The organism is Spirillospora sp. NPDC029432 (assembly GCF_040703975.1).
Classification (GTDB): domain Bacteria; phylum Actinomycetota; class Actinomycetes; order Streptosporangiales; family Streptosporangiaceae; genus Spirillospora.
This window is the reverse complement of sequence record NZ_JBEZWH010000011.1, coordinates 1-20,609: the sequence shown is the minus strand read 5'-3', so window position 1 is coordinate 20,609 and position 20,609 is coordinate 1. Positions and strand designations below refer to the sequence as shown.

General features: G+C 73.6%; 17 protein-coding genes. 14 read left to right on the top strand and 3 right to left on the bottom strand.

Going from position 1 to position 20,609, the window contains the following annotated elements; genetic code table 11:
* Nucleotides 1-35 precede the first annotated feature (35 nt).
* Nucleotides 36-761, bottom strand: a complete 726-nt coding sequence (locus tag AB0881_RS11365; RefSeq protein ID WP_366616233.1) for a hypothetical protein — start codon at nucleotides 759-761, stop codon at nucleotides 36-38.
* Between the two features lie 169 nt (nucleotides 762-930).
* Between AB0881_RS11365 and AB0881_RS11360 the strand changes: the two genes are divergently transcribed.
* Both AB0881_RS11360 and AB0881_RS11355 read left to right on the top strand, forming a co-directional pair.
* Nucleotides 931-3,555 (top strand): valine--tRNA ligase, encoded by a 2,625-nt coding sequence (locus AB0881_RS11360; RefSeq protein ID WP_366616232.1) that lies wholly within the window; start codon nucleotides 931-933, stop codon nucleotides 3,553-3,555.
* A gap of 52 nt (nucleotides 3,556-3,607) precedes the next feature.
* Nucleotides 3,608-4,606, top strand: coding sequence for a hypothetical protein (locus AB0881_RS11355; RefSeq protein ID WP_366616230.1), 999 nt, complete (start codon nucleotides 3,608-3,610; stop codon nucleotides 4,604-4,606).
* Here the strand turns inward: AB0881_RS11355 and AB0881_RS11350 are convergent.
* Together AB0881_RS11350 and AB0881_RS11345 are read right to left on the bottom strand one after the other, a co-directional pair.
* The gene (locus AB0881_RS11350) at nucleotides 4,603-5,805 is read right to left on the bottom strand and encodes a hypothetical protein (RefSeq protein ID WP_366616228.1); all 1,203 of its coding nucleotides are present in this window, start codon (nucleotides 5,803-5,805) and stop codon (nucleotides 4,603-4,605) included. The two genes, AB0881_RS11355 and AB0881_RS11350, sit on opposite strands and share 4 nt — an antisense overlap.
* Nucleotides 5,802-7,028: a hypothetical protein gene (locus tag AB0881_RS11345; protein ID WP_366616227.1), complete on the bottom strand. Its 1,227-nt coding sequence runs from the start codon at nucleotides 7,026-7,028 to the stop codon at nucleotides 5,802-5,804. The genes AB0881_RS11350 and AB0881_RS11345 overlap by 4 nt, the downstream gene beginning before the upstream one ends.
* 127 nt (nucleotides 7,029-7,155) lie before the next feature.
* On the opposite strand from AB0881_RS11345, the gene AB0881_RS11340 reads away from it, so the two are divergent.
* From AB0881_RS11340 to AB0881_RS11285, 12 genes are all read left to right on the top strand, one after another.
* Nucleotides 7,156-8,529, top strand: coding sequence for a folylpolyglutamate synthase/dihydrofolate synthase family protein (locus tag AB0881_RS11340; RefSeq protein WP_366616479.1), 1,374 nt, complete (start codon nucleotides 7,156-7,158; stop codon nucleotides 8,527-8,529).
* 40 nt (nucleotides 8,530-8,569) lie between these two features.
* Nucleotides 8,570-8,923 (top strand): DUF4233 domain-containing protein, encoded by a 354-nt coding sequence (locus AB0881_RS11335; RefSeq protein WP_366616225.1) that lies wholly within the window; start codon nucleotides 8,570-8,572, stop codon nucleotides 8,921-8,923.
* Between the two features lie 112 nt (nucleotides 8,924-9,035).
* Nucleotides 9,036-10,418 carry a hypothetical protein gene (locus AB0881_RS11330; protein ID WP_366616223.1) on the top strand — a complete coding sequence of 461 codons (1,383 nt, stop codon included), beginning with the start codon at nucleotides 9,036-9,038 and terminating at the stop codon, nucleotides 10,416-10,418.
* 89 nt (nucleotides 10,419-10,507) lie between these two features.
* Nucleotides 10,508-10,918, top strand: coding sequence for a nucleoside-diphosphate kinase (gene ndk, locus AB0881_RS11325; protein ID WP_366616222.1), 411 nt, complete (start codon nucleotides 10,508-10,510; stop codon nucleotides 10,916-10,918).
* Nucleotides 10,919-11,105: 187 nt separating this feature from the next.
* Nucleotides 11,106-12,140 (top strand): rod shape-determining protein, encoded by a 1,035-nt coding sequence (locus AB0881_RS11320; protein ID WP_366616221.1) that lies wholly within the window; start codon nucleotides 11,106-11,108, stop codon nucleotides 12,138-12,140.
* A gap of 93 nt (nucleotides 12,141-12,233) precedes the next feature.
* Nucleotides 12,234-13,250, top strand: a complete 1,017-nt coding sequence (mreC, locus tag AB0881_RS11315) for a rod shape-determining protein MreC (RefSeq protein WP_366616220.1) — start codon at nucleotides 12,234-12,236, stop codon at nucleotides 13,248-13,250.
* 1 nt (nucleotide 13,251) lies between these two features.
* A complete protein-coding gene (gene mreD, locus AB0881_RS11310) occupies nucleotides 13,252-13,848 on the top strand; it encodes a rod shape-determining protein MreD (protein WP_366616218.1) in 597 nt (198 codons plus the stop codon).
* The gene (gene mrdA, locus AB0881_RS11305) at nucleotides 13,845-15,926 is read left to right on the top strand and encodes a penicillin-binding protein 2 (protein WP_366616216.1); all 2,082 of its coding nucleotides are present in this window, start codon (nucleotides 13,845-13,847) and stop codon (nucleotides 15,924-15,926) included. The genes mreD and mrdA overlap by 4 nt, the downstream gene beginning before the upstream one ends.
* Entirely contained in the window at nucleotides 15,923-17,119 is a 1,197-nt protein-coding gene (rodA, locus tag AB0881_RS11300) for a rod shape-determining protein RodA (RefSeq protein ID WP_366616215.1), read from the top strand. Before mrdA ends, rodA begins: the two co-directional genes overlap by 4 nt.
* 73 nt (nucleotides 17,120-17,192) lie before the next feature.
* A complete protein-coding gene (locus AB0881_RS11295) occupies nucleotides 17,193-19,115 on the top strand; it encodes a TIGR03960 family B12-binding radical SAM protein (protein WP_366616213.1) in 1,923 nt (640 codons plus the stop codon).
* Nucleotides 19,116-19,244: 129 nt separating this feature from the next.
* The gene (locus AB0881_RS11290; protein WP_366616212.1) at nucleotides 19,245-20,102 is read left to right on the top strand and encodes a TIGR03936 family radical SAM-associated protein; all 858 of its coding nucleotides are present in this window, start codon (nucleotides 19,245-19,247) and stop codon (nucleotides 20,100-20,102) included.
* Nucleotides 20,103-20,308: 206 nt separating this feature from the next.
* Nucleotides 20,309-20,609: hypothetical protein (locus tag AB0881_RS11285; RefSeq protein ID WP_366616210.1), on the top strand; the 301-nt coding region annotated here is incomplete at its 3' end.

Below are 20,609 nucleotides of genomic sequence, written 5' to 3'. Positions count from 1 at the left end.
GAACGGCGGGAGGCCCGACTCTCGATGGGCGCCCGTCAGCTCTCGATGTCGTCCCGCATGCTGCGCATCACGCTCGCCACCGTGCTGTAGGTGTAGCTGCGCGGGAGCGACAGCGACCCGGTGGTCTGCGGCACCGGCATGACCATCCCGAACGTGCTGCCGGTGGCCCAGGCGCAGACCGCGGTGGAGTACGAGACCGTCGTGGTCCGGCTGCGCAGCGTGGAGCACACGGCCTTCCCGTCGCCGCCGGCGTTCGCGAGCGGGATGGTGTAGGACGAGATGCCGCTGGTGGTCTGCTGGCTCATGGCCCGGCGGAAGTCGGTGTAGAGGGTGTCGGGGTCGACGTCGCCCTCGCCGCCGACGAAGAGGTACTGGCTGGAGCCGGTGCCGTACACGGCGGTCTGCACGTTGCTGATCTCGTAGCCGGTGGCCCGGCGCATGAGGCTGCGCTGGCTGCTCAGCTGGGACGAGAGCCGCGCCTCGGCCGAGCTGTTGCGGCTCATGCCGCCGGCGGTCGGCGGGGTGCTGATGCTGTGGCCGCTGTTGGCGATCACGACGACGACCACGACGACGATCAGGATGACCACCGCGAAGCCGCCGACGAGCAGGCCGATGATCAGGCCCGCGCTGGACGATTTCCGGGGCGGTGGCATCGGCGGGGCGTACGGGCCGCCGGGGCCGCCCGGGCCGGGCATGCCGCCGTATCCGTAACCGCCGGGGGCGGGACCGCCGGGCGGTGGCGGGGGGTTCCAGCCGCTCATTCAAGGACTCCTTGGTCAGGGCCCGTCGAGCCCTGCCAGGGGTCGGCTCGGCCGGGTAGGCGCGTCAGGGGCTCGTCAGGGGGCGCTATGCGAAGTTCGTACCGATCATTTGGACGCATCAGGACGTCATGGCGTTCTCGCTTTTCGCGGACCCGTAGAATCCGGTCCCGTGACAACGCCCAGCCATGAGCGCGGCCCCGCGGCCGCCGACGTCGATCTGCCCACCCAGTATCAGCCTGGGAACGTCGAAGGCAAGCTCTACGAGCGCTGGGTAGCCGCCGGGCACTTCACCGCAGACCCGGCCCGCCGCCCGGACGCCCCCGCCTACTCGATCGTGATCCCGCCGCCGAACGTGACGGGTTCGCTGCACATGGGGCACGCCCTCGACCACTCCATCCAGGACACGCTGATCAGGCGCCGCCGGATGCAGGGGTACGAGGCGCTGTGGGTGCCGGGCATGGACCACGCCGGCATCGCCACCCAGAACGTCGTGGAGCGGGAGCTGGCCAAGGAGGGCCTGTCCCGGCACGACCTGGGCCGCGAGGCGTTCGTCGAGCGGGTCTGGAAGTGGAAGGGCGAGTCCGGCGGCCGGATCCTCGGCCAGATGCGCCGGCTCGGCGACAGCGTCGACTGGACGCGCGAGGCGTTCACGATGGACGACGCGCGCGCCCGCGCCGTCCGCACGATCTTCAAGCGGCTGTTCGACGACGGCCTCATCTACCGGGCCGAGCGGATCATCAACTGGTGCCCGCGCTGCCTGACCGCGCTGTCGGACATCGAGGTCGAGCACGCCGAGCGCGACGGCGAACTGGTCTCGATCCGGTACGGCGACGGCGACGACGCGATCGTGGTGGCCACCACCCGCGCCGAGACGATGCTGGGCGACACCGCGGTGGCCGTCCACCCCGGCGACGAGCGGTACGCGCACCTGGTCGGCCGCGAGATCGAGCTGCCGCTGACCGGCCGCACGATCCCGGTGGTCGCCGACGAGCACGTCGACCCCGAGTTCGGCACCGGCGCCGTGAAGGTCACCCCGGCGCACGACCCCAACGACTTCGAGATCGGCCGCCGCCACGACCTGCCGTCCCTGTCGATCATGGACGAGCGCGGCGTGATCACCGCGCACGGCCCGTTCGAGGGGCTGGACCGGTTCGAGGCGCGGCCCGCCGTGGTCGCCGCGCTGCGCGAGCAGGGCCGGATCGTCAAGGAGATCCGCCCGTACGAGCACTCGGTCGGGCACTGCCAGCGCTGCTCCACGGTCGTCGAGCCGCGCGTGTCGCTCCAGTGGTTCGTCAAGGTCGAGCCGCTGGCCAGGGCCGCCGGAGACGCGGTCCGCGACGGCCGGGTCGCGATCCACCCGCCGGAGATGTCGGCCCGCTACTTCGAGTGGGTCGACAACATGCACGACTGGTGCATCAGCCGCCAGCTGTGGTGGGGCCACCGCATCCCCGTCTGGTACGGCCCGGACGGCGAGGTCGTCTGCCCCGGCCCCGACGAGGAGCCGCCCGCCGGCTGGACGCAGGACACCGACGTCCTCGACACGTGGTTCTCCTCGGCGCTGTGGCCGTTCTCCACCCTCGGCTGGCCGGACGCCGACGCCGAACTCAAGCGCTTCTACCCGACGTCGGTGCTGGTCACGGGCTACGACATCCTGTTCTTCTGGGTCGCCCGGATGATGATGTTCGGCCTGTACGCCATGGACGGCGCCGAGCCCTTCAAGACCATCGCGCTGCACGGCATGGTCCGCGACCAGCACGGCAAGAAGATGTCCAAGTCGTTCGGCAACGTCGTCGACCCGCTGGACTGGATCGACCGCTACGGCGCCGACGCGACCCGCTTCACGCTGCTGCGCGGCGCCAACCCCGGCGGCGACGTCCCGGTCGCCGAGGAGTGGGCGCAGGGCTCGCGCAACTTCTGCAACAAGCTGTGGAACGCCACCCGCTTCGCGCTGATGAACGGCGCGCACGTCCGCGGCGACCTGCCCGCGGCGGACGAGGTGACCACGGTCGACGCGTGGATCCTGTCCCGCCTCAACCGCGTGATCACCGAGGTGGACGCGCAGCTGGAGGGCTACGACTTCGCCAAGGCGTGCGAGACGCTCTACCACTTCGCGTGGGACGAGGTCTGCGACTGGTACGTGGAGCTGGCCAAGGTGCAGCTCGCCGACGAGCGCGCCGGCGTCACCCGCCGCGTGCTGGGCGAGGTGCTCGACAAGCTGCTGCGGCTGCTGCACCCGGTGATCCCGTTCGTGACCGAGGAGCTCTGGATCTCTCTGACCGGCGCGGAGACGCTGGTGCGGGCCGAGTGGCCCGCCGGGGACGCTTCCCGCCACGCCGGAGAGGCCGAGGCGCTCGTGGAGTCGCTGCAGCGGATGGTGACCGAGGTCCGCCGGTTCCGCAGCGACCAGGGCCTCAAGCCCGGGCAGCGGGTCGTGGCCGCCCTCGACTTCGGCGGGTCGCCGCTGGCCGCGCACGAGGAGGGCATCCGGACGCTGCTGCGGCTCACCGAGCCGGGCGAGGCGTTCACGGAGACGGCGTCGCTGCCGGTCGAGGGCGTCACCGTGCGGCTCGACACGGCCGGGGCGATCGACGTGGCCGCCGAGCGCAAGCGGCTGGAGAAGGACCTGGCCGCCGCCCGCAAGGAGGCCGACCAGGCCCGCCGCAAGCTCGGCAACGAGGCGTTCATGGCGAAGGCGCCCGAGCAGGTGGTCGCCAAGAACCGCGACCGGCTCGCCGCCGCCGAGGCCGACATCGAGCGACTGGAAGCCCAGCTGGGCGCGCTGCCCGCCGCCTGACCCGACGATCCCCCGGCCGGCCGGCCGGGGGATCCCCGTTTCGGGAGATCTGTTGACCGAATCGCCTCCCCGGCCCGCGGACGACCCGGCCGATCCGCCGGCGGACGCCGGGCGGCCCTTCGTGCTGCCGCCCGCGCCGCCGCCGGTCGCCCCCTGGTGGGCGGCGTCCTCCCTGGAACCCGCCCCGCCGGAGTCGCTCGCGGACCCGCCGGCGACCCGTACCGACGGGTTCCCGGTGGTCCAGGCGGAGCCGCCGCCCGCCGCGGCGGCCGTGGCGCCTCCGCCGCCCGTGCCGCCCGTGCCGGCTGCTCCGGAGCCCGTCCCGGCGCCCGTTCCGGCCGCCGAAGCGGTGATCACGACGGGCCCGCAGCCGCGCGCCGCCGGATGGACCGCGCCGCAGCCCGTCCAGGCACAGCCCGTCCAGCCGCAGCCTGCCCAGCCGCAGCCTGCCCAGCCGCAGCCAGGCCCCACGAAACGGGGCCGCTCGAAGAAGGGCCTGGCGGCCGGGCTCGCGGTCGGCGCGGGCGTGCTGGCCGCCGCCGTCGCCGCGGGCGGGCTGGCGCTCGTCGCCGGCGGCGAGGACGTCCCCGTGCGCAAGGTCAGCGCCGCCGGTACGGCCGGCGGCCTCCGCAAGGACGCCGAACCGCCCGCCGCGAGCGCCGCGTACCCGTTCATCGCGGCGGGCGCGCGGGCGGCCGGCGTCGAGAAGGACGCCAAGGCCGGCGCCGTCTACCGCGATCCGGCGACCGGGGCGCAGAACGTGCTGTTCCTCGGTGGCACGGCCCCGGTCGGCGATCCGGCCGCGTTCCTCCGGAAGGCCCGTCCCAGCACCGTGATCAAGACGGCCGCGGCCCGGCCGCTCAAGGGCGGCGGCAGGATCTCCTGCGGCACGTTCGCCGTCCTGGCGGCCACGCACCTCTACTGCGCCTGGGCGACCGAGAACTCCTTCGGCTTCGTCGCCGCCAACACCCCGGCCCCCGACGGCCGGGTCGACGGCCTGGACGCGCTGACCCGGCGCATGCGGGCCGACCTGGAGAAGACCCCGGCCTAGGGCACGTCGAAGAGCCGCTCGGTGTCGGCGTCCACCAGGTCGAGGACGCGCCCGACGAAGTAGACGGTGCCGAGGGCGACGAGGCGGCGTCCCAGGGCGCCCAGATCCGCCGTACGCAGGTCCGCGGCGTCGACCACCCGCCAGGACTCCGGGAGGGGCCGGGAGAAGCGCAGGTGCTCGTACGGGAGCCGGACGAACGTCACCGGCAGCCCGCCGAGCTCGGTGATCGCGCCGTCCAGGTCCTTGTGGTCGGGCAGGCACAGCAGGACGTGGTCGACGGCGCCCCAGCGGGCCCGCGCGGCGGTCAGCGCCACGGCGATCCCGGCCCGGTCGATCGCCGAGTCGGCCAGCAGCTCGCCGTCCGCACCCGGAACGGGGTGCCAGGACAGCCGTCCGGGCAGCGAGAGCGTCTCCAGCGCGGCCCGCAGCCGCCGCGCCGGCGGGACGTCCCGCCCGAGCGCCTCCAGCATCCGCACGGCGGCCAGATGCCCCACCTCGGCCCCCGCGCGGGCCAGCCCTTCGGGCGCCAGGCCGGACGGCAGCGCGCCCGGCGAGGCGGTCTCGACCTCCGGGAGCGCCTCCGCGACATCCCCGGTCTGCGGCGCGGAGACGGCGGCGCGGGTGGTGTCCGGCACGACCACGCCGGCCTTCTCCCGGGCGATCTCGGCGGGGGAGTCGCCCAGCACGCCGAGGTGCTCGCCGAAGATCGGCGTGATCGCCACCGCGGTCGCCGGGAACAGCGAGACCTCGTCCGACCGGCCGCCCATGCCCGCCTCCAGCACCAGCGCGTCCGCGCCGGCGAGGCGGCCGTGCAGCGCCCCCGCCAGCAGGAACAGGCCGGACGGAGACAGGTAGCCGCGGCCGCGCCGGGGGAGCCGCCGCATCGCGGTGCGCAGCCTCCCGGCCAGCCCGTCCAGCTCCGCCTCGCTCACGGCCCACTCGCCGAGCCGGATCCGCTCCCGGTTGGCCCGGTAGGCCGGGCTGGTCACGGTGACGGCCGTCAGGCCGGCGGCGGCGAGCACGGCGGACGCGTACGCGGCGGCGGTGCCCTTGCCCTTGGAGCCGACGACGGCCAGCACGGGCCGGTCCGGATCGGGCAGCCCCAGGATCTCGGCCAGCGCCCGCGCCCGCTCCAGGTCGCGGCGCGCGCCCGTACCGCGCTCCCGCCACTCGCGGAAGAACACCTCGTCGGCGGTCATCGGCTCCGTCCCCTCGGATCGCGCCGCAGCCGCAGCGGCGCCAGCAGCAGCGCGGTGATCACCACCCCGGCGGCCACCAGGCTCCATGCTTTCAGCTTGATGTCGGCGGTCAGCGCCACCATCAGCGCGGTACTGGGAACGATCAGCTCGTTGAGCTTGGCCACGATCAGCGGCCCGACCCGGCGGCGCACGGTCACCACCGCCACCCGCGGTACGCCGAGCGCCGCGCGGCTCATCGCGCCGACGCCCGCCACCGCGACGCCGGGCGGCCGTTCCGCGGTCACCGCGCGCCCCACGACGTAGGTGTCCGGCCAGTCGTCCCGGCCGACCTCGCCCAGCGGCAGGGCCGTGGCGATCGTCCGGTTGCCCGGGCCCCACTCGACGTACACCTGCTTGCCGGGCTGAGTGCCGAGCAGCGGGAACAGCTCCTCGGCGAGCCGTACCGTGGGCGCCTGGTCCTCGCCGGGGGTGGCCGCCTCCAGCGTCCGGAAGGTCAGCGCGGGAGCGCGCAGCGCGCCCTGGGCGGCCCGCTCGAACGCCGCCCCCAGCGCCCGGTACGCCCGTACCGGCCACCGCGTCCCCCGGTCGCCCCAGCGCGGCTCGCGGACCCGCAGCCGCCGCCGGCCCCGCGCGGGCGGCGCGGCGACCAGCACCTCCCGCGCGAAGCCGCCCTCGCCCGGCGGGATCCCGAGCAGCATCCTGGTCTGGTACGACAGCCGCACGTGGCCGCGGTCGCGCTCCTCCTTGGTGCGGCGCACCCGGCACAGCGCCGGGATCCCGCCGTGGTTGACGAACGCCCACCGGCGCACGCCGAGCCGCCGGGCGTCGTCGGCGTGCAGCCCGATCTCGTTCCCCGCGAGCAGCCGTTCGATCCGGGCGGGCAGCACCGGCATCCGCTCCCGCCGTACCGTGATCTCCACCCGCTCTCCGGCGGCGGGCGGGGTGCGGCCGCCCAGCGCGTTCCAGACCGGTGCGGACAGCCGTACGGTCGAGTGCCAGGGCGTCGGGCAGCTCCGCCACCGCCGGTTGTCCGAGCCGACCAGCCAGGCCGCCGTCGCGGTGCGCCCGCGCGTCACCGCCGCCAGCGTGTGGTCGGGGAGGCCGAGCGCGGTCATGACGCTCCGGTGCAGGAGGACCACCGGGATCTGGCGGAGCGGCAGCGACCGGGTGTCGACGGCCGCGTCGAAGGTGACGATGCCGGGCATCCGCCCCGAAATGATCACGGATCGGGAGTGTAGTGGTCCGGTCGGGGCTCGCGGAGGGGGCAAGTAGGCTGGCGAGGGCCACTTCTCGCAGCGTTGGAGCGTCGTGAACCAGGGAACCGACTACCGTGCCGCCGTAGGCGCGATCATGAGCCGCGGGGTCGAGTGGGACATCGATCCGACCCTCGACCGCGTCCGCGATCTGGTCGACCTCCTGGGCGAGCCGCAGCGGGCGTACCCGGTGATCCATGTCGCCGGCACCAACGGCAAGTCGAGCACCGCCCGGCTGATCGAGGCGCTGCTGCGCGAGCGCGGCCTGCGCACCGGGCTCTACACCAGCCCGGAGATGACCACGCTCCGCGAGCGGATCGCGATCGACGGCGAGCCGATCTCCGAAGAGGACTTCGTGCGCGCCTACGAGGACGTGCTGCCGTACGCGGGCCTGATCGACGACAAGCACGGCGTCCGGCTGTCGTTCTTCGAGCTGCTGACGGGCATGGCGTTCGCGGCGTTCGCGGACGCGCCGGTGGACGTGGCGATCGTCGAGGCGGGCATGGGCGGGTCCTGGGACGCCACCAACGTCGCCGACGGCGCGGTCGCGGTGATCACGCCGATCGGGCTGGACCACACCCGCTACCTGGGCGACACGGTCGAGGAGATCGCCGGTGAGAAGGCCGGGATCATCAAGCCGGGCGCGGTCGCGGTGCTGGCCCAGCAGCCGGTGGCGGCCGCCGAGGTGCTGCTGCGCCGGGTCGTCGAGGTCGGCGCCACCGCCGCCCGCGAGGGCATCGAGTACGGCGTGCTGAACCGCGACGTCGCCGTGGGCGGCCAGCAGCTGCGGCTCCAGGGCCTGCACGCGGTGTACGACGAGATCTTCCTGCCGCTGTTCGGCGACCACCAGGCGGGCAACGCCGCGACCGCGCTGGCGGCCGTGGAGGCGTTCGCGGGCGGCGCGCCGACCCGCGGCGAGGTCGATCTGCAGGCCGCGACGCGGATCGCGCCGGGCGAGGTGTTCACCGGCGGCGACGCCGGCCAGCTCGACCCGGCGCTGGTGCGCAGCGGCTTCGCCAAGTCCGCCTCGCCGGGCCGCCTGGAGGTGGTGCGGACGGGCCCGACGGTCCTGCTGGACGCCTCGCACAACCCGGCCGGGATGGCCGCGACCGTGCAGACGGTCACCGAGTCGTTCGGCTTCACCCGGCTGGTCGGCGTGCTGGCGGCGGCGGCCGACAAGGACGTGGCGGGCATGCTCGACCAGCTGGAGCCGGTGCTCGCCGAGCTGGTCGTCACCCGCAACTCCTCGCCCCGCTCGCTGCCGCCGGAGGAGCTGGCGGAGCTGGCGGAGGGCATCTTCGGCACGGAGCGCGTGCACGCCGTGCCGCGCCTGGACGACGCGATCGACCGCGCGATCGGCCTGGCCGAGGAGACGGGGGAGTACCGGGGCGCCGGCGTGCTGATCACCGGCTCGGTCGTGACGGCCGGGGACGCCCGCACGCTGCTGCGCGTGGAGGAGAAGAAGCGATGAGCCGCCATCCGGGGTGTGCGCGGCGAGCGGAGGCGGGACGATGAGCGCGAGCGGGCGCGGGACGGTGCGGAACCCGGTGCGGAGCCTGCAGGCGGCGGTGCTGGCCAGCGAGGCGGTCGTGATCGGGCTGGCGATCCCGGTGGCGGTCGCGGTGCTGAAGGTGGACGGCGCGCTGGCGGGGCTGGTGTGCGGCGGGCTGGCGGTGCTGTGCGTGCTGCTGGCCGGGCTGCTGCGGTTCCCGTGGGCGGTGCCGGTCGGGACGGGGCTGCAGGTGCTCATCGTCGCGACCGGTTTCATGGTGCCGACCATGTTCTTCCTCGGTGTCCTTTTCGGCGCGTTGTGGGGAACGGCCATCTGGATGGGACGCAAGGCGGAGCGCGCGGCGGCGCGCTAAATTCGCGGGGACGGCTTCACCATTAGCCCGCCGAATGGCCGGCGAATATTCCGGCATTTTTCTTTAATGGAGCAAATGCCTCGGCGGGCGGCGACCTCCGAAGGAGAGGGCCGTGTCCATCCGTTCCGCAGCCGCCGCCGCGGGGCTCGCCCCGCTCGCGGCCGCCGTCCCGGCCGCCGCGGCGCTCGTGCCGCCCGACACGTCCCTCGAGGTCCTCGCCGCCGCGCGCACCGGCCTCGGGCTCGGCGACGCGCGGGGGTTCCTGCGGGCGGCCGGGCTCGGGTTGCCCGCCCTGCTGGTCGCCGTCCCGCTGGCGGCGGCCGCGGCGCGCCGGCTGCCCGCGCGGGCCGTGCTGGGCACCGGGCTGATCTGCCTGGTCGCGGGCCTCGGGGCGGTACGGCTCGCGGACGCGGTGCCGCAGATCGCGGCGGGCCGGCTGGCCCAGGGCGCCGGGGCGGGGATCGCCCTGTCGGCGAGCGCGGTGCTGGTCTGGGAGCGCCGCAGCCGCGTCCTGACCGCGCTGTGGGCGGGCGCCCTCGCGGGAGGCCTGCTGGTCGCGATGCCGCTGGCGCTGTCGCTGGTGCCGCGCGAACCCGACTGGCGCGCGGGGCTGGCGCCGTTCCCGTGGCCCACGTTCGTCGCCTGCGGGGCGCTGCTGCTGTGCCTCGTGGGGCCGAAGGCGCCGCCCGACCTCCCGAAGCGGGCCGAGCGCGGGCAGATCGTGCTGCCGGTCGTCCCGGCGGCGGGGCTGGCGTTCCTCGCCGTGGCCGCCTCGTACGGCTGGTCGCCCGGCGCGCTGCTGGTGGTGGCGTGCATCGCGCTGGTCGCGCTGTGCGGGCTCGCGACGGCCGCCGGATGGGACGACACGGCGGGCAGCCCGCTCGGGTGCGCGGCCGTCATGGTGACGGCGGGCCTGTTCACGTACCCGCTGGCCGCGCCGCTGGCGGGGCTCGCCGCGGCGGGCGGCGGCGTCCCGCTCGGGACGTTCCTGGCGGGCGGCGCGGCGGCGCTGCTGGGCGCCCTGCTCACCGTGTGGCCGCCGGTCGTGCGGCGGGCCGTGCCGGCGGGGCACGCGCTGGTGGCCGCGGCCGCGGCGATCGGGTTCGCCACCGCGTCGCCGCTGGCCGTGGTGCCGCTCGGGCTCGGCGTCGGGGCGGCGCTCGCGGCGTCGCTGCGGGACGCGGGCGTGGGCGCGGCGCTCTTCGGCCTGGGCCTGTGCTTCCCCGCCGTCCTCACCGGGCAGCTGCTGGCCCTGTCGCTGCAGGCCGGGCGCTGGCACCGGGCCGATCCGGGCACGCCCCCGGAACGGCTCGCCGTGCTGGAGGCCGGCTACCGCGACTGGCTCGTCGCGGCCGGGGTGCTGGCCGTGGCGGCGGCCGCGGCGTTCTGGCGCCGCCGGCCCGCCGCGCCGGCCGCGCCGGCCGCGCCGGCCGCGCCGGCCGGGCCCGCCGAGCCCGCCGGGCGCGAGGCGGTGCCGGAGCCCCTGGCCGGGTAAGCTTCGCGCGCAGTGGTGCACGGCCTGTCCGGCCAGGCCCCCGAGAGGGGCGCGCCCACCCATCCCATCTGTTTCCAAGGAGAACTTTCGTGTCCGAGCGCACTCTTGTCCTGGTCAAGCCCGACGGCGTCCGCCGCGGTGTCATCGGTGAGGTCGTCTCCCGGATCGAGCGCAAGGGCCTGAAGATCGCCGCGCTGGAGCTGCGGACGCTGCCCCGCGAGACCGCCGAGGCGCACTACGAGGAGCACGCGAGCAAGCCGTTCTTCGGCGAGCTGGTCGAGTTCATCACCGGCGGCCCGCTGGTCGCCATGGTGGTCGAGGGCCCGCGCGCGATCGAGGCCTTCCGCGCCCTGGCCGGCGCCACCGACCCGGTCAGCGCGTCCCCCGGCACCATCCGCGGGGACTTCGCCCTGGAGATCGGCGAGAACATCGTGCACGGCTCCGACTCCACCTACTCCGCCGAGCGCGAGATCAAGCTCTTCTTCCCCGACCTGGGCTGATCGCGACCGTCCGGACACGCGGGCCGGATCTTCCGGCCCGCGTTGTCTTTGGCTTAAAACTCACCTGTTCAACACCGGTATTTTGGGCAACGCGCGGAGGAAGGGTGCCTGCCCTGCCCGGCTTCGTCGCGTTACGATGGGACCGCCGCTCTGCACGCCCGTCAAGCACGAAGGGCTCCCTTTTTCCATGGGTAACAAGCTGTCGTTTCTCGGCCGTGACATGGCGGTCGACCTTGGCACCGCGAACACGCTCGTCTACGTGCGCGGGCGCGGCATCGTCCTCAACGAGCCCTCGGTCGTGGCGATCAACACCAACACCGGGAAGATCGTCGCGGTGGGCATCGAGGCGAAGCGGATGATCGGCCGCACTCCCGGGAACATCGTCGCTGTGCGCCCCCTGAAAGACGGGGTCATCGCCGATTTCGACGTCACCGAACGGATGCTCCGCTACTTCATCCAGAAGGTCCACAAGCGGCGGCACTTCGCCAAGCCGCGGATCGTGGTGGCGGTGCCGAGCGGCATCACCGGGGTGGAGCAGCGCGCCGTCAAGGAGGCCGGCTACCAGGCCGGCGCCCGCCGGGTCTACATCATCGAGGAGCCGATGGCCGCCGCGATCGGCGCCGGGCTCCCGGTGTACGAGCCGACCGGCAACATGGTCGTCGACATCGGCGGCGGCACCACCGAGGTCGCGATCATCTCGCTCGGCGGCATCGTCACCAGCCAGTCCGTACGGGTCGGCGGTGACGAGCTCGACCAGGCCGTCATCTCGTTCTCCAAGAAGGAGTACTCCCTGATGCTGGGGGAGCGCACCGCCGAGGAGATCAAGATGGCGATCGGCTCGGCGTTCCCGGCCGGGGACGAGGAGCCGCACGCCGAGATCCGCGGCCGCGACCTGGTCAGCGGCCTGCCCAAGACGGTCGTGATCTCCGCCGAGGAGGTCCGGCGGGCGATCGAGGAGCCGGTCAACGCCATCGTGGACGCGGTCAAGACCACCCTCGACAAGTGCCCGCCCGAGCTGTCGGGCGACATCATGGACCGCGGCATCGCCCTCACCGGCGGCGGCGCGCTCCTCAAGAACCTCGACGAGCGGCTCCGCGAGGAGACCGGGATGCCGATCCATCTCGTCGACAACCCCCTCGACTCGGTCGTCCTCGGCACCGGCAAGTGCGTGGAGGACTTCGAGTCGCTGCGGCAGGTGCTCGTGCCGGAGCCGAGGCACTGATGAGTAGGCGAAGCCTTTCTGGGGGCATGGGGGACCGCCCCGAGAGGGGAAACTGACCCTCCGCCCACAGACGACGAATCGGGAGGTCGGTGGGTGAAGGACACCCGGCGGACCCGCGTGGTGTTCGGCGTGCTGCTCGCCGTCGCGCTCACGCTGATCACGGTCGACTACCGGGGCGGGGACGACTCCCCGCTGCGCGGCCTGCGCGGACTCGGCGCGACGATCTTCGGCCCGGTCGAACGGGTGTCGGCGGCCGTCGTCCGGCCGATCGGCAACACGTTCGACGCGGTGACCGACGCGCCCGACCAGCGCCGCCGCGCCGACCGGCTCGAACGCGAGAACCAGCGGCTCCGCGAGCAGCTGCGGGCGCGCGGCCTGGACCAGGCCAGGTCGGCGCAGCTCGACCGGCTGCTCGGCACCGCCGGGATCGGCGGCTACAAGATCGTGGCTGCTCAGGTGATCTCCGCGGGCCAGGGCTTCGAGGACACCGTCACGCTGGACGTCGGCAGCCGCAGCGGCGTCAAGCCCGACATGACGGTGATGAGCGCCGACGGGCTCGTCGGCCGCGTCACCCGCGTCGGACCCGCCACCGCGACCGTGCTGCTGGCCACCGACGTGACGTCCTCGGTCGGCAGCCGCCTAGAGGACTCCAAGGAGATCGGGATCCTCCAGGGCACCGGCCGCCGCGGCTTCGGCGGCGGCGGCGCGACCCCGCTGAAGTTCCAGCTCCTGAACGCGCACGCCCCCATGAAGGTCGGCCAGCGGCTCGTCACGCTCGGATCGCAGGGCGAGCGGCCGTACGTCCCGGGCGTGCCGATCGGCACCGTCGAGCGCATCGACGCGCCGGCGGGCGGGCTCACCCGGATGGCGTACATCCGCCCGTTCACCCGGTTCACCACGCTGGACGTGGTCGCCGTCGTGGTCGCGCCGCCCAAGGCCGACCCGCGCGACGCCGTACTGCCGCCCAAGCCCCGGCCCAGCCCGACGGCGACGCCCACCCCCACCGCGAAGCCGACCGACGGGCCCGGCGACGAGCCCGGCGACCGGCCGCGTGAGCGGTCGAGCCGGGAACCGCGCCCGACCACCGCCCAGCCGACCTCGGGGGAATGACGTGCTGACCGCACCGGAGACGTCGCCGGCAGGCCGCAACCTCGTCACGGGAGCCGTTCTCGTGGTGGCGCTCATCCTGCAGGTGTCGGTGGCCAACCGGCTGCCGCTGCCCGGCCAGATCACGCCCGACCTTGTGCTGCTCGCCGTGGTCGCGCTGGCGCTGGTGTCGGGCTCGCTGACCGGGATGGTCGCCGGGTTCGCCGCCGGGCTGGCCGCCGACATCATCCCGCCCGCCGACCACACCATCGGCCGGTACGCGCTGGTCTACTGCCTGATCGGCGCCGTCTGCGGGCTGGCCGCCGCCGAGATGGACCGCCAGACGCTGGTGCCGTTCCTGGCGGTCGCCGCGGGCGCGCTGGCCGGGACGATCCTGTACGCGCTGACCGGCATGATGCTCGGCGATCCGAGATCCAGCTGGGACCTGGTGTCGCGGATGGTGCCGCTCCAGGTCCTGTACGACGTGATCGCCAGCCCGTTCGTGGTCTGGTCGGTCCTCAAGGTCACCGGACGCCAGGAGCGCGCCGAGCGGTCCCGCGACGGGCTGTCGGTCCCGCCCGCCCGCTACCGCGCGATGTCGGGGCGGGGGTCCGGCCTGTGAACCCGCGCACCCACTTCCGGCTCGTGGTCCTGTACGTCCTGGTCGGCGCGCTGCTGCTGGTCCTCATGGGCCGGCTGTGGACGATGCAGGTCCTCGACGGCGAGCACTACCGGCAGATCGCGGCGCAGAACCGCACCCGCGACATCGTCGTCCCGGCCGTCCGCGGCTCCATCCTCGACAGCTCGGGCCGGGCGCTGGTCCGCAACCGCAGCGCGCTGGTGGTGTCGGTCGACCGGACCACCCTGTCGCGGCAGAAGGACCGCGGCCGGGGCGTGCTGACCCGGCTGGCGGGCGTCCTCGGCACCTCCTACGACGAGCTGTCCAAGCGGATCCGGCTGTGCGGCCCCGGCATCAAGCGGCCCTGCTGGCCCGGCTCCCCGTACCAGCCGATCCCGGTGGACGACCGGGTCGACCCCAAGCGCGCGCTCCAGATCATGGAGCGGCAGGAGGAGTTCCCCGGCGTGACCGCGGCGGTCCAGGCCATCCGGGAGTACCCCAAGCCGGAGGGCGCCGCGGCCGTCCAGGCGCTCGGCTACCTCCAGCCGATCACGCAGGAGGAGGTCGACAAGCGCAAGGGGCTCCGGGTCACCGGCTACAGCGGCGTCGACCTGGTCGGCCGGGACGGCCTGGAGGCGATGTACGACGGCGACCTGCGCGGCGAGCCCGGGCTGCGCCGCGTCCTGGTCGACAGCCAGGGGCGCGTCACCGGCACCAAGTCCGAGCAGCAGGCCGTCCCCGGCGGCACGCTGGTCACCAGCATCGACGCCAAGATCCAGGGCGCCGCCGAGAAGGCGCTGGACGACGCGATGAAGTCGGCCCGGCAGCAGGGCGAGAAGGCCGACGCCGCGGCCGCGGTCGTGATGGAGGTCGGCACCGGGCGGATCGTGGCGATGGCCAGCCGCCCCACCTACGACCCGTCCATCTGGACCGGCGGCATCTCCCAGGACGACTACGACGCGCTGCTCGGCAAGAAGCGCGGCGAGCCGCTGATCTCGCGGGCGATCGCCGGGCAGTTCGCGCCCGGCTCCACGTTCAAGATCTCCTCGACGGCGGCGGCGGTCGCCGACGGCTACGACCTGAACGGCATCTACCCGTGCCCCGGCTCGTACAACGTCGGCAGCCGCGCGTTCACCAACTTCGAGAGCACCGCGCACGGGCCGGTCGACCTGCACAAGGCGCTGGTCGTCTCCTGCGACACGATCTACTACAAGTTCGCGTACGAGCAGTGGCAGCGCGACGGCGGCATGAAGCCGAAGAAGGACCCCAAGGACCCGATGGTCGAGATGGCCCGGCACTGGGGCTTCGGCTCCCGCAGCGGCATCGACCTGCCGAGCGAGACGCCCGGCCGGATCCCCGACCGGGGCTGGAAGCGCGACTACTGGAACGCCACCAAGAAGGCCGACTGCAAGGGCGCCAAGCAGGGCTACCCGGAGGTCGCCAAGACCGATCCGGCGCGCGCCGCGTACCTCAAGGCCGTCGCCGCCGAGAACTGCGCCGAGGGGTACGTGTGGCGCGCCGGCGACGCGGCCAACTTCTCGGTCGGCCAGGGCGACATCCTGGTCACCCCCTTGCAGCTCACCCGGGCGTACGCGGCGCTGGCCAACGGCGGGAAGCTCGTCGTCCCGCGAGTCGGCCTCGCGGTCATGAACCCGGACGGCAGCGTGGCGCGGCGCATCCAGCCGCCCGAGCCGAAGAAGCTGCCGGTCGACGGCAAGGTCCTGAAGTACATGCGCGACGCCCTCGCCGAGGTGCCCAAGAAGGGCACGGCCGGCGGCGCGTTCAACGGCTTCGACTTCAAGCGCGTCACGGTGGCCGGCAAGACCGGCACCGCCGAGGTCTGGGGCAAGGGCGACACCTCCTGGTTCGCCTCCTACGCCCCGGCCGACAAGCCGCGGTACGCCGTGGTCGCGATGGTCTCCCAGGGCGGCACCGGCGCCTCCACAGCCGCGCCCGCCGTCCGCGCGATCTACGAGGCCATGTACGGGGCCAAGGGCAAGGAACCCGCGCTCAAGGACGGCAGGCTGCCCGCGGAGCTCCCCCAGCTGCCGCAGGCCCGGCGGGAGGGCACCGCACCATGATCCTGGGGGGCGACGCCGGGGCCGGGGTCGGCTCGCTCGGCGGCTACGGCGACCACAGCCGGCGGCAGCGCCTGGTGGCCGTGCTCGCCCGGCTCGACTGGGTGCTGGTGCTGACCGTGCTGGCGCTGTCGGTGATCGGCGCGCTGCTGGTCCGCTCCGCCACCTGGCAGCTGCTCACCGAGCAGGGCAAGGACCCCGAGGGCTTCCTCAAGCGGCACCTGCTCAACCTCGCGCTGGCGTTCGGCGTCGGCGGCCTGGTCGCCGTGCTCGACTACCGGCTGCTGCGCGCGTACGCGCCCATCCTGTACGGCCTGGCCTGCGTCGGCCTGGTCGCGGTGCTCACCCCGCTCGGCGACACGATCAACGGCTCGCACTCGTGGATCGTGATCGGCGGCGGGTTCCAGCTCCAGCCGTCGGAGTTCGCCAAGGTCGGCCTGGTCGTGCTGCTGGCGATGATCCTCGGCGAGCCGCGCGACGGCGAGGTCGGCCCCGGCGACAAGGACATGCTGCTGGCGCTGGTGCTGGCCGGCTTCCCGGCCGTACTGATCATGCTCCAGCCCGACCTCGGCACCACGCTGGTCTTCATCGCCGTCGTGCTCGGCATGCTTGCCGTCTCCGGCGCCCGGAAGCGCTGGCTGGGCGGACTCGTCGGCGCCGGGCTGCTCACCGCGTTCGCGGTCTGGTTCCTCGGGCTGCTCAAGCCGTACCAGATCGCCCGGTTCACGGCGTTCATGGACCCGTCCGCCGACCCGCGCGGCGCCGGCTACAACGCCCAGCAGGCCCGGATCGCGGTCGGCTCCGGCGGCGTGACCGGCAAGGGCCTGTTCAACGGCGAGCAGACCGGCGGGCACTTCGTCCCCGAGCAGCAGACCGACTTCATCTTCACGGTCGCGGGCGAGGAGCTGGGCTTCCTCGGCGCCGCGGTGATCGTCCTGCTGCTCGGCGTGGTGATGTGGCGCGGGCTGCGGATCGCCACCCAGGCCGCCGACCTGTTCGGCACCCTCGTCGCCTCCGGGATCGTGTGCTGGATGGCGTTCCAGGCGTTCGAGAACATCGGGATGACGCTGGGGATCATGCCGATCACCGGGCTGCCGCTGCCGTTCGTGTCGTACGGCGGGTCCGCGACGTTCGCCAACATGATCGCGCTGGGGCTGCTGCAGGCCGTCCACCTGAGGCGCCGGCCGTTCGATTGACGGACCGGGCGCGGTCGCGCCCGGCGGTACGCTGGATGACTCATCACGCGTCCATGCCATCGGAGGACCTTGCATGCCTGTCGAGTCGATCTTCCCGCGACTGGAGCCGCTGCTCCCGCGCGTGCAGAAGCCGATTCAGTACGTCGGCGGCGAGCTGAACTCCCAGATCAAGGACTGGGACGCGGCCGACGTCCGGTGGGCCCTGATGTACCCGGACGCCTACGAGGTCGGCCTGCCCAACCAGGGCGTCCAGATCCTTTACGAGATCCTGAACGAGCGCGACGGCGTCCTCGCCGAACGCACCTACAGCGTGTGGCCCGACCTTGAGGCGATCATGCGGGAGCACGGCATCCCGCAGTTCACCGTCGACGCGCACCGCCCGGTCGGGGCGTTCGACGTGCTGGGCGTGTCGTTCTCGACCGAGCTCGGCTACACCAACCTGCTCACCGCGCTGGACCTCGCGGGCATCCCGCTGGAGGCCGCCGACCGCGGCGAGGAGCACCCGATCGTGCTGGCCGGCGGGCACGCCGCGTTCAACCCGGAGCCGATCGCCGACTTCCTGGACGCCGCCGTGCTCGGCGACGGCGAGGAGATCGCGCTGGCGATCACCGAGGTGATCCGGGAGTGGAAGGCCGAGGGCCGGCCCGAGGGCCGCGACGGGCTGCTGGCGCGGCTCGCGGCGTCCGGCGGCGTGTACGTGCCCAAGTTCTACGACGTGACCTACCTGCCCGACGGCCGCATCCAGCGGGTGGCGCCCAACCGGCCCGGCGTGCCGTGGCGGGTCGACAAGCACACCGTCATGGACCTCGACCAGTGGCCGTACCCGAAGAAGCCGCTGGTCCCGCTGGCCGAGACCGTGCACGAGCGGTTCAGCGTGGAGATCTTCCGCGGCTGCACCCGCGGCTGCCGGTTCTGCCAGGCCGGCATGATCACCCGGCCGGTCCGGGAGCGTTCGATCACCACGATCGGCGAGATGGTCGACACCGGCCTCAAGGAGTCGGGCTTCCAGGAGGTCGGGCTGCTCAGCCTGTCCAGCGCCGACCACAGCGAGATCACCGACGTCGCCAAGGGGCTGGGCGACCGGTACGAGGGCACCAACACCTCGCTGTCGCTGCCGTCCACCCGCGTCGACGCCTTCAACATCACCCTCGCCAACGAGTTCAGCCGGGGCGGGCGGCGCTCCGGGCTGACGTTCGCGCCCGAGGGCGGCTCCGAGCGGATGCGCAAGGTGATCAACAAGATGGTCACCGAGGACGACCTGATCCGCACCGTGACCACCGCGTACGAGAACGGCTGGCGCCAGGTCAAGCTGTACTTCATGTGCGGCCTGCCGACCGAGGAGGACGAGGACGTCCTCGCCATCGCCGGGATGGCCAAGCGCGTGATCCAGGCCGGGCGCGACGCCACCGGCCGCAAGGACATCCGCTGCACGGTGTCCATCGGCGGGTTCGTGCCCAAGCCGCACACGCCGTTCCAGTGGGCCGCCCAGTGCGACCACGAGACCGTCGACCGCCGCCTGCGCGCGCTCAAGGACGCCCTGCGCTCCGACAAGGAGTACGGCCGCGCGATCGGCCTGCGCTACCACGACGGCCAGCCGTCGATCATCGAGGGCCTGCTGTCGCGCGGCGACCGCCGGGTCGGCAAGGTCATCCGCGCGGTCTGGGAGGACGGCGGCCGCTTCGACGGCTGGAGCGAGCACTTCTCCTTCGACCGCTGGACGGCCTGCGCCGACAAGGCCCTGGACGCCGAGCCCGTCGACCTCGCCTGGTACACCGTCCGCGAGCGCGACGAGGTCGAGGTGCTGCCCTGGGACCACCTGGACGCCGGCCTCGACCGCGAGTGGCTCTGGCAGGACTGGCAGGACGCCGTCGACGAGACGGAGGTCGAGGACTGCCGCTGGACGCCCTGCTACGACTGCGGCGTCTGCCCCACCATGGGCACCGAGATCCAGATCGGCCCGACGGGCAAGAAACTCCTGCCCCTGTCGGTCGTTTAGCCAGGTCGCGACGGGGCGTCCGGAGCGTCACCGCCCCCTCGCCGGGCGCGGTCGCTTCGGGCGCCCCGTACTCTATAGGGAGACGTTTTCGACTCGGCACGAGTAGGAAGGACTAGAGCCCTGGCTCCCATGCCGGAGGGTCCCGCACCGGCCCCCGTGATCCAGCGCCTCCGCGTTCGCTATGCCAAGCGCGGCAGGCTGCGGTTCACGAGCCACCGCGACATTTCCCGGGCCGTGGAACGCGCCGTCCGGCGCGCCGGGATTCCGGTCGCGTTCAGCGCGGGATTCACTCCGCACCCGAAGATCTCGTACGCGGGTGCGGCGGCGACCGGGGTGGCGAGCGAGGCCGAGTACCTGGAGATCGCGCTCACCGAGACCCGCGACCCTGCGCGGGTGCGGGCCGACCTCGACGCCGCGCTGCCGGCCGGGCTCGACATCGTGGATGTCGTCGCCGCCGGCCAGGCCAAGACCAGCGCGCTGGCGGATCGGCTCGCGGCGTCCGAGTGGCGGATACGGCTGGACGGCGTCGCCGAGACCGACGCCGCCGGGGCCGTGGCCGCGTTCCTGGACGCGGGCGTGATCGAGGTGGAACGCCTCACCAAGAAGGGACGCCGCCGTTTCGACGTGCGCGCCGCCGTGTCCAGCCTCCGCCTGGAGGCCGACCGGCGCGCCGAGGAGGCGGCGGATGCCCCTTGTGCAATACTTCGAATGGTTGTACGGCATACAACACCTGCCGTGCGACCCGACGACATCCTCACCGGACTGCGCCAGGTCGCCGACCTCGCGCCGCCGTCACCGCCACTGGTGACCAGGCTGGCGCAGGGGCCCCTCGACGCGGACACCGGTGAGCTCACGGATCCGCTCGAGCCCGACCGGGACATTTCCTCCGGTCGGGTGGCCGAACGGCCGTCCGGCGACGAAGCCGTGACGGCGCGCGGCGCTGCGCTGCCGGCCGCGGGCACGGATGTCGCCGGCGCCCGTTCGTAGAGCCGAAGCCGTGGCGACACGGAACCGGTTCCCAGGGGACGACGGGCGCGCCCCCGACGACTTCGTCGTCGCTGCCGGGCCACGACCGTGGCCGGGCCGCGACGGCACCGACGACTGACGGAGAGTTCCCGTGCGGCGCACCGCACCGTCCCGCCCAGAACGGCGGAACGGGGTCGCGCCCGGGAGCCTGACGGGAGATTGCCCGCATGCTTGAGAACGAAGCCGACTCGGCCACCGATAACGATCAGGACGGCACCGGCACGGCCTCCGTGCGACGCCGCGCCAGCCGCCCCGCCGGCCCACCGCCCGAGATCGACGACACCCCGGCCCCGCCCCCGCCCGCGGCGGAAGAGCCCGCCGCCGAGGAGGAGGAAGAGGCGGATACAGCGGACCAGCAGCCCGCCGACGAGCAGGCCGCCGCGTATATCGCGTCCATGCTGAGGAGACTTGGTTCTCCAGGTATCCCATTCTTGATGAGATCAAATATTTGGCCGCTGAAGACCGTAT